The sequence below is a fragment of the Streptomyces himastatinicus ATCC 53653 genome (assembly GCF_000158915.1).
Classification (GTDB): Bacteria; Actinomycetota; Actinomycetes; order Streptomycetales; family Streptomycetaceae; genus Streptomyces; species Streptomyces himastatinicus.
Window position 1 is genome coordinate 10638394 of the sequence record NZ_GG657754.1, and the last position, 7770, is coordinate 10646163.

Annotated in this window: 7 protein-coding genes and 2 pseudogenes; 8 read left to right on the top strand and 1 reads right to left on the bottom strand. The window is 71.4% G+C overall.

Translation table 11 applies throughout. The features are described from left to right. Positions 1 to 2: 2 nt before the first annotated feature. The 3 genes and pseudogenes from SSOG_RS44835 to SSOG_RS44840 all read left to right on the top strand — a co-directional run. Positions 3 to 971: pseudogene (locus SSOG_RS44835) on the top strand (MFS transporter); the annotation flags it as partial. A gap of 109 nt (positions 972 to 1080) precedes the next feature. Beyond that, positions 1081 to 1293 carry a hypothetical protein gene (locus tag SSOG_RS57170; protein WP_245606536.1) on the top strand — a complete coding sequence of 71 codons (213 nt, stop codon included), beginning with the start codon at positions 1081 to 1083 and terminating at the stop codon, positions 1291 to 1293. A 34-nt stretch (positions 1294 to 1327) separates the two neighbouring features. Further along, positions 1328 to 1621, top strand: a complete 294-nt coding sequence (locus SSOG_RS44840; RefSeq protein ID WP_009720965.1) for a DUF1330 domain-containing protein — start codon at positions 1328 to 1330, stop codon at positions 1619 to 1621. A 217-nt stretch (positions 1622 to 1838) separates the two neighbouring features. On the opposite strand, the gene SSOG_RS44845 is transcribed toward SSOG_RS44840, so the two are convergent. After that, on the bottom strand, positions 1839 to 2801 hold the full coding sequence (locus SSOG_RS44845) for a TauD/TfdA dioxygenase family protein (protein WP_009720966.1): 963 nt from the start codon (positions 2799 to 2801) through the stop codon (positions 1839 to 1841). 420 nt (positions 2802 to 3221) lie between these two features. Here SSOG_RS44845 and SSOG_RS44850 point away from each other — a divergent pair, with 420 nt between their 5' ends. The 5 genes and pseudogenes from SSOG_RS44850 to SSOG_RS54545 all read left to right on the top strand — a co-directional run. Continuing rightward, positions 3222 to 4448, top strand: a complete 1227-nt coding sequence (locus SSOG_RS44850; protein ID WP_009720967.1) for an ROK family transcriptional regulator — start codon at positions 3222 to 3224, stop codon at positions 4446 to 4448. A 67-nt stretch (positions 4449 to 4515) separates the two neighbouring features. Continuing rightward, positions 4516 to 4599: a putative leader peptide gene (locus tag SSOG_RS58135; protein ID WP_342634430.1), complete on the top strand. Its 84-nt coding sequence runs from the start codon at positions 4516 to 4518 to the stop codon at positions 4597 to 4599. 224 nt (positions 4600 to 4823) lie between these two features. After that, a complete protein-coding gene (locus SSOG_RS44855; protein ID WP_009720968.1) occupies positions 4824 to 6413 on the top strand; it encodes an ABC transporter substrate-binding protein in 1590 nt (529 codons plus the stop codon). 2 nt (positions 6414 to 6415) lie between these two features. Continuing rightward, complete coding sequence (locus SSOG_RS44860; protein WP_039940281.1) at positions 6416 to 7360, top strand: ABC transporter permease; 945 nt, start codon at positions 6416 to 6418, stop codon at positions 7358 to 7360. A 19-nt stretch (positions 7361 to 7379) separates the two neighbouring features. Further along, positions 7380 to 7770, top strand: a pseudogene (locus tag SSOG_RS54545) (ABC transporter permease); the annotation flags it as partial.

The following is a 7770-nucleotide window of genomic DNA, read 5'->3' on the forward strand; positions in this document are numbered from 1 at the left end:
GCGTGGCGACCTCGTTCCACGTCTCGCTCGGCAGCGCGCAGTGGACGCTGACCGTCGCGCTGCTCAGCGGCGCCGTCGCCACGCCGGTCCTGGGCCGGCTCGGAGCCGGCCGGCACCGGCGGGCCACGATCCTCGCCACGCTGGCGGTCGTCGTCGCCGGCAGCGCGCTCACCGTGCTGCCGCTGCCGTTCGCGTGGCTGCTGGCCGGCAGGGCGGCCCAGGGCGTCGGGCTCGGGCTGACGGCGCTGATGATGGGCGTGGCCCGGGACCACCTCCCCGAGGAGCGCAGCGCGGCCGTGATCGCCCTGATCTCGGTGGTCTCGATCATCGGGGCCGGCGTCGGCTACCCGCTGGCCGCACTGCTCGCCGAGTTCGGCGGGGTACGGGCCGCCTACGGCCTCGGCCTGGTCGTCACCGCCGCCGCCCTCCTGACCGCGTGGCGCTCCATGCCCGAAGCCCCCGAAGGCCGCTCCGCCCACGTGGACGTGGCAGGCGCGGTCGTCCTGGCCGCTGCGCTGCTCCTGGTGCTGTTCCTCGCCGGCGAACGGAATCTGTGGAGCCGGCACCTCGCCGTGGCGGCGGGCCTCGCCGTCGTCGCGGTGGTGCTGCTCTGTGTCTGGGCCGTCATCGAGCTGCGGAGCACGACGCCCCTGGTCGATGTGCGGGCGGTGCGGCACCCGGCGGTCGCCGGGGCGAACCTCGCCATGTTCGTCGGCGGGATCGGCATGTACCTCCTGCTCACGCTCATCACCCGGTACGCGCAGACGCCGCACGGCGCCGGCTACGGCTTCGGGCTGACGACCTTCGTCGCCGGGCTGGTCCTCATCCCGTTCTCGGTGCTGGGGTTCGTCGCCGGCAAGCTCACGCCGCGGGTCCGGACGCGGATCGCCGACCCCCTGCTCCTGGCCGGCAGCGCCGTCGTGGTCGGCGGCGGGTTCGCCCTGTTCGCGGCGGCCCGGTCGGACCTGGCCGAACTGTTCGCGGCGATGGGCGTGCTCGGCTTCGGCGTCGGCGGCTTCTCGGCCGCGATGCCCTTTTTTCATCCTGGCCGTCACTCCCAAGAGCGAGACTTCGAGCGCCATGAGCTTCAACTACGTCGTCCGCAGCGTCGGGTACTCCCTGGGCAGCGCCATCGGCGGCCTGATCCTCGCCGCGGGCACCGGCCCCGGCCACCTCTTCCCCGACGACAGCGCCTACACCACCGCGGCGCTGGTCGGCATCGGAGCCATGGCGATCACGACGCTGACAAGCCTCGCTCTCGCCCGCCGACGCTCGTCCGAGACCAACCCGTAAGTCAGATCCACTCATCCCAACACTGGAGGTCCCCATGCCCAAGGGCTACTGGGTCAGCGTCTACCGCACCATTTCCGACCCTGAGAAGCTGGCTGCTTACAACGAGCTGGCCCGCCTGGCCGTCGAACCCGGGGGCGGCCGGACCCTCGTCCGTGGCGGTCGGGTCGTGGCGCACGACGCCGGAATCGCCGAGCGCACCGTCCTGGTCGAGTTCGACAGCTTCGAGCAGGCCGTCGCGGCGTACGAGAGTGCGGCCTACCAGGAGGCGCTGGCCGCCCTCTCCGACGGCGTCGAGCGCGACTTCCGCATCGTCGAAGGCATCGACTGACCGAGGTCGATGTCACAACCCACCCCAGGCCCCGGACGACGCTAACATCACCACCAACGACACTGAGCCGAATGGGTGACGGCCGACGGGTGCTCAGGGCTTCAAGATCATCCCATTGCCCCTTTGGCGCGTATCCCGGTCACACCCCAAGTAAGCGGACGAGGCGCGGCGGACCAGATGAAGAGGCGTGGCCGGTCCGCCGCGGGCGATCGCCGGATCAGGCCTGCGCCACCACCCCATCGGTGGAAGCACCCGAGGCGATGCCATGGGCGGGCTCGGGCACCGACTCCGGGGCGAGCAGCACCGAGCGGCGGCCGTCCACGCCGACCGGGACGTCGCCGTCGATGGTGACGCGGCGCAGGGTGCGCTCGTGGGCGTCGGAATCGTCGGCGCCGTAGTGCTGGGTGGCGCGGTTGTCCCAGATGGCGACGTCACCGGCGCGCCACTGCCAGCGGATCGTGTTCTCCGGGCGCTCGATGTGCGACTGGAGGACATCGATGAGGGCGCGCGAGTCGCGGCCGTTGAAGCCGCTGAGCTTCTGCACGAAGTTGCCCAGGATCAGGGTGCGTTCACCGGTCTCGGGGTGGACACGCACCACCGGGTGCTCGGTCTGGAACTTGATGGCGGTGAACACCGTGAGGTGCCGCTCCAGCGCCGCGGCCGAGGCGTCGGGGCGGGTGGCGGCGTAGTCGTAGTCGTTGGTGTGCACGCCGCGCAGGCTGTCCGCCAGTACCCGCAGTGGCTCCGGGAGATGGGCGTAGGCGGCGGCGGTGTTGGACCAGAGGGTGTTGCCGCCGTAGGGCGGGATGACCTCGGCACGCAGGATGGAGAACGCAGGGTACGCGGGGACGAAGGTGACGTCGGTGTGCCACTGGTTGGCGCGCCCGCCGTGTTCGTTGTCGATGGGGAACGCGTAGCGGCCGTCGGCGGAGGGCACGGTGGGGTGCGCGACGGGCTCGCCCAGGAGCCTGCCGAACGCCTCGTGGCTCTCGGCGTCCAGGTGGTGCTGGTCGCGGAAGAACACCACCTTGTGCTCGAGCGCGGCGGCGCGGATCGCGGCCACGGTGGCCTCGTCCAGGTCGCCGCCGAGCCGCACTCCGGAGATCACGGCCCCGATGCGGCCGCCGATCTTCTCGACGGTGACGGCGGTGGCGGTCGCGGCGGGTGCGGTGAACGTCATGGTGGAGGGTCCCTTCGGCGGGGAGAGGAGCGGTTTCGTTGCTGTCGGAGCGGAAGGAAATCCGCGCAGGTTAAACGCGCGGATGACATGAGTGGGCCCGCAAGATGAGGAGAGGGAGGGTGCCGTGCGGTCAGCGACACGCACACTCGGCGTGGGCGGGGCGCCCCCGGCCCGCACAAGGCCGCGGCACGCGGAGATTCATCGCGGTCACGTCCACGAGCTTGGGCATCGCGCCGATGGCCGGTCAAGGTTTCCCGGGTCGGCTTCATGACCCTGCAACACGTCTGACACCCGGGCCCGCCTGAAGTCGCCAGAACACCACCGCGCACGGCATGTTGGGAGCCCACCAGCCCACCCATCAGTCCATCCACCAGCCCACCCACCAGCCCACCCATCAGTCCATCCACCAGGAGGACCGCCATGTCCACCAGCCCGCCCCCGGGTGCCCGCACCTCCGGAGACGGCCGCCGGGAGGCGAACGCCGCGTCGGTGCTGCGTGCCGTGCTCGACCACGGCCCGGTGGCCCGCAGCGGCATCGCCCGGCTGGCCGGGCTGAGCCCGGCGGCCGTATCCCGGCAGTGCACCGACCTGACCCGGCTCGGTCTGGTGCGCGAGGTGCCCGAACTGGTCGCCGCGAGCGGTGTGGGCAGACCGCAGATCCCGGTGGACCTGCACACCGGCGACGCGGGCGGGCCACTCGTCGCGGGCGTGCACATCGGCGTCCCCGGGTCGGGCTTCGGCCTGACGGATCTGCGCGGCACGGTGGTCGCCCGGCAGGACTTCCCGCACGACGGCATACCCGCCGCCGAGCTGCGAGAACGCATGGGCCGGGCGCTGGCCGCGTTCCTCGCCGAGCGCACGCCGGACGGCGCCCGACTCCTCGGCGTGGGCGCGGCCATCGGCGGTTGGGTGGACCCGGCGCTCGGCACCGTCGTACGGCATGAGGCGCTCGGCTGGGACCACTACCCGCTGGGAGCGGACCTCCGACGGCACACCGGGCTGCCCGTCCGGGTCGACAACCACGCCCGTGCCGTCGCCCGGTCCGAGTTGCTGTTCGGACGGCCGGCGGCACGGCGCTCCCTGGTGCACCTGTTCGTCGGCAACGTGGTGGACGCGGCGCTCGCCATCGCGGGCGTCGTGCACAGCGGGCCCAGGTCGGGGGCCGGTGACGTGGCGCATCTGCCGGTGCCGGACAGCACGGCGCCGTGTCCGTGCGGCCGTACCGGCTGCCTGGAGGCCACCGTGTCCGACACCGTCCTCACCCGGCGCGCGGTGGCGGCGGGCCTGATTCCCGAGCCCGACGCCGGTCTGCTCGTGGACGCGGCGGCAGCGGGGGACCGGCGGGCCGACACACTGCTGCGGGAGCGAGCGCGGGCGGTCGGCCGGGCGACGGGGCTGCTCCTCGATGTGCTCAACCCCGATCTGGTGGTGGTCACCGAGCGGTCGAGCACGCTCCAGCCCGCATACCTCGACGAGATCCGGACGGCCGCGATCGCGCACGCACACGTCTGCGACGACCCCGAGCGGATCGTGGTCCCACATGCTGGACCGGCGGCCCTTCTGGTCGCGGCCGCCACCGTCGTACTGAATCCGCTGCTCACAAGCCCGCTGCAAGCTTTCGGTAATACGGCCGCAATGCTCCCGTAGACCTCTCAAGCCGCCCTGCCCGGGCGCTTGTTGACCATCGTGCGGGACCGCTGACATTCTGCTGCGCGTGCCCCTGGACCTGCGCCTCGTCTCCCGCTGGCATGTCGACCTGTGTCGGCAGGCCAGCGCGATCTGTGCTGCCTGCCGATGACGCGCCGCCGGTAGCGGACCACTGATCTGCCGCTGAGTCAGCCTGACTCCAGAGTCCGGCTCCCCGGGTCACCTCATGGCGCATCACCGGCCGTTCCGGCCCTGCCTGCCCCCGTTCCGCGCGGTGGATCCGCCGTCCCCGCGCTGCCGTGCGCCGGTGACCGCACCGTTCATGCCCGGCCCCGATTACTTCCTGCCGAAGCGAAAAGAAATGGGTCTTCCCTCATGCGCACACCCCCTCTCCCGCCTGCGGACCCGCTGTCCCGGCGCACCGCTCTGCGTGCCGTCGGTGCCGGTGCCCTGCTGCTCGGGGCGGGCGGCGCGGTGACCGGTTGCCGTTCCGCCGTCTCCACGGTCGGCGGATCGGCGGGCGGACCCAAGCGCGGCGGGACGCTCACGGTCGCGGTCGACGAGGACTTCGAGCCCTCCCTGCTGTTCACCCAGGCCGACCAGTCGCTCCAGAACCGGCTGATCTACAACACCCTGATCCGCTACGACGAACGGCTGAGGCCCCAGCCGGAGCTGGCCACGTCGTGGAGTTACGCCGCCGACGGCCGGAGCATCACGCTCACGCTGCGCGACGACGTGACGTATCACGACGGCCGCCCCTTCACCGCGGACGACGTCATCTTCGCCGTCAAGAATCTGTGGAAGCCGGAGCGATCGTCCCAACTCACCGCCACCGCCAAGGCGGTGACCGGATTCGAGAAACGTGGCGACCACGAGCTGGTCCTGAGACTCGCCCACCCGGTGAGCAACCTCTTCGACCTGTTCGAGTTCATGGTCATCGCGGACCGGCATACGATCGATGACACGCTGGCGGGAAGGAAGCTCAACGGCACCGGCCCCTTCAGGTTCGTCAGCCGAAGGCCGGGGGTGGGCCTGAGCCTCGTACGCAACGACAGGTACTGGATCCCGGGCCGCCCCTATCTCGACGCCGTCGAACTCCGCGTCTACACCCAGCCGGACGCCCTGCTGTCCGCACTGCGCTCGGGCCAGGCGCAGCTGTCGTACCGCGTACCGGGCAAGTACCTGGCCACGCTCAAGATCGGCGCGAGCTTCAGCGTCAAGCAGTACGACACCGGCACCGGCGCGATGTACGTCGGCGCCACCGTCACCAAGGCACCGGCCGACAACAAGACCTTCCGGCAGGCCATCGCCTGGGCCGTGGACCGGGACCGGATCGTCTCGCAGGCGCTCGGCGGCTACGGCCTCGCCTCGGCGGCGCCCTGGCCCCGGTCATCGCCCGCGCACAGCGAGGCGTACCGCACCCACTACACCCACAACCCGGCCAAGGCCCGTGAGCTGCTGAAATCCTCCGGGGTGTCCACGAAGCAGACCATTCCGCTGGGTCACCCCACCACACCGGCGCACACCACCATCGCCGAGATCGTGCAGAACGACCTGAAGGAGGCCGGCATCAGGACCCGGCTGGAACCCACTGACCCGGCCGTGTTCCAGAAACAGCTGATCTCCGGGACGATGCCGACGCTGTGGATCAACACCCACGCCTTCTCGCAGGTGCACCCCTCGACGCTCGCCATCAGTGCCTACCCCTTCAACGAGGCCAGGAACACCTCGCACTTCCGCTCCGCGGAGTACACCGAGGCCGTCCAAGCGGCCTGGCGGCAGAAGGACGCAGATGGCGCCGCCGCCAACGCCCGCTACCGACGCGTCTCCGACCTGCTGCTCGACGAGGCGTTCATCATCGACCTGGCCATCGAGGACGCGGTGCAGGTGGCTACGGAGCGGCTGCACGGGCCGACGCTCAGCAAATACGTGTACCTGAACCTCGACAACGCCTACCTGGACTGACCATGCGTGGCTACCTCCTGAAGAAGATCCCCTCGGCGCTGCTGGTCCTCCTCGTCGCCTCCTTCCTGATCTTCGCCATCCTCCGGCTCGTCCCCGGCGACGCCGCCGACGCGCTCGCCGGGCCCGACGCCTCGCCCGAGTCCGTCGCGGCCATCCGCCACCAACTCGGCCTGGACCAGCCGATGCTGACGCAGTACGTGGCCTGGATCGGCGACCTGGTCGCGGGAGAGCTGGGTCCGTCGTACGCCATCGGCGGCGAAGTGGCCGATCTGATCGGCGACGGCTTCGCGGCCACCGCCGAACTCACCGCGGGCGCCCTGTTCTTCACCGTGACCCTGGGCCTGCTGCTCGGCGTGCTCGGCGCCACCTCCCGGCGCCCCGCGGTGCGGGCGGCCGTACGGGCGCTCACCACCGCCGCCCTCGCGGTGCCACCGTTCGTGACGGGCGTGGTGCTGGTGCTGGTCCTCGCGGTGCAGTTCGTCGTGCTGCCGTCCGGCGGCCGCGTCGGGCTCCTCGAAGCGCCCGACCTGGAGCTGCAATACCTGCTGCTGCCCTCGCTGTGCCTGGCCCTGCCCAGTGCGGCCGTACTGGGCCGCTATCTGAAGGACAGCCTGGAACGCGCCCTCGGCGAGGACTACATCCGCACCGCCACCGCGGCCGGAGTCCCGCGCCGCAGATTGCTGTGGCGGCATGCCCTCCCCAACGCCCTGCCACCCGTCGTCACCCTGCTCGGCATCCAGACCGGCCAGCTCCTCGGCGGCGCCGTACTGGTGGAGGCCATCTTCGCCTGGCCGGGCCTGGGCCAACTCGCCGACCAGGCCCTCACCCGGCGCGACTACCCGGTCGTCCAGGACGTCCTGCTGCTCCTGGTCGCCGTGTTCGTCACGATCCAACTGCTGACCGACATCGTCTACGCGCTGCTCGACCCGCGCATCCGGTGGGACTGACCCGGGAGTGAACACCACCATGACCACGCTCGCGACCGCACCGAAACGAAGGGTGCGAAGCGTACGCAAGCGGGCCGCCCGCCACCCCTACCTCACCGCCCTCACCACCACCCGCGGCCGCATCGGCCTGCTGCTGGTCGGCCTGGTGGTGCTCGGCGGCCTGCTCGCCCCGCTGCTCACCTCGTACGATCCCACCGACCAGAGCGGTGACACCCTGCTGGCCCCCGGCAGCGCCGGACATCTGCTCGGCACCGACGACCTGGGCCGCGACCTGCTCAGCCGGGTGCTGTACGGCATCCGCGCCGACCTGGAGGTGATCGCCACCGGAGTGCCCCTCGGGGCACTGCTGGGCTGCGCCTTCGCGCTGCTCGCCGCCGTACACCCGGTGCTGGACACCGTCGCACAGCGGC

What these genes read in the sequence shown, in the direction of transcription:
- SSOG_RS57170 (WP_245606536.1), top strand. Translation starts at nt 1,081, where the DNA reads ATGAGCTTCAACTACGTCGTCCGCAGCGTCGGGTACTCCCTGGGCAGC.
- SSOG_RS44840 (WP_009720965.1), top strand. Translation starts at nt 1,328, where the DNA reads ATGCCCAAGGGCTACTGGGTCAGCGTCTACCGCACCATTTCCGACCCT.
- SSOG_RS44845 (WP_009720966.1), bottom strand. Translation starts at nt 2,801, where the DNA reads ATGACGTTCACCGCACCCGCCGCGACCGCCACCGCCGTCACCGTCGAG.
- SSOG_RS44850 (WP_009720967.1), top strand. Translation starts at nt 3,222, where the DNA reads ATGTCCACCAGCCCGCCCCCGGGTGCCCGCACCTCCGGAGACGGCCGC.
- SSOG_RS44855 (WP_009720968.1), top strand. Translation starts at nt 4,824, where the DNA reads ATGCGCACACCCCCTCTCCCGCCTGCGGACCCGCTGTCCCGGCGCACC.
- SSOG_RS44860 (WP_039940281.1), top strand. Translation starts at nt 6,416, where the DNA reads ATGCGTGGCTACCTCCTGAAGAAGATCCCCTCGGCGCTGCTGGTCCTC.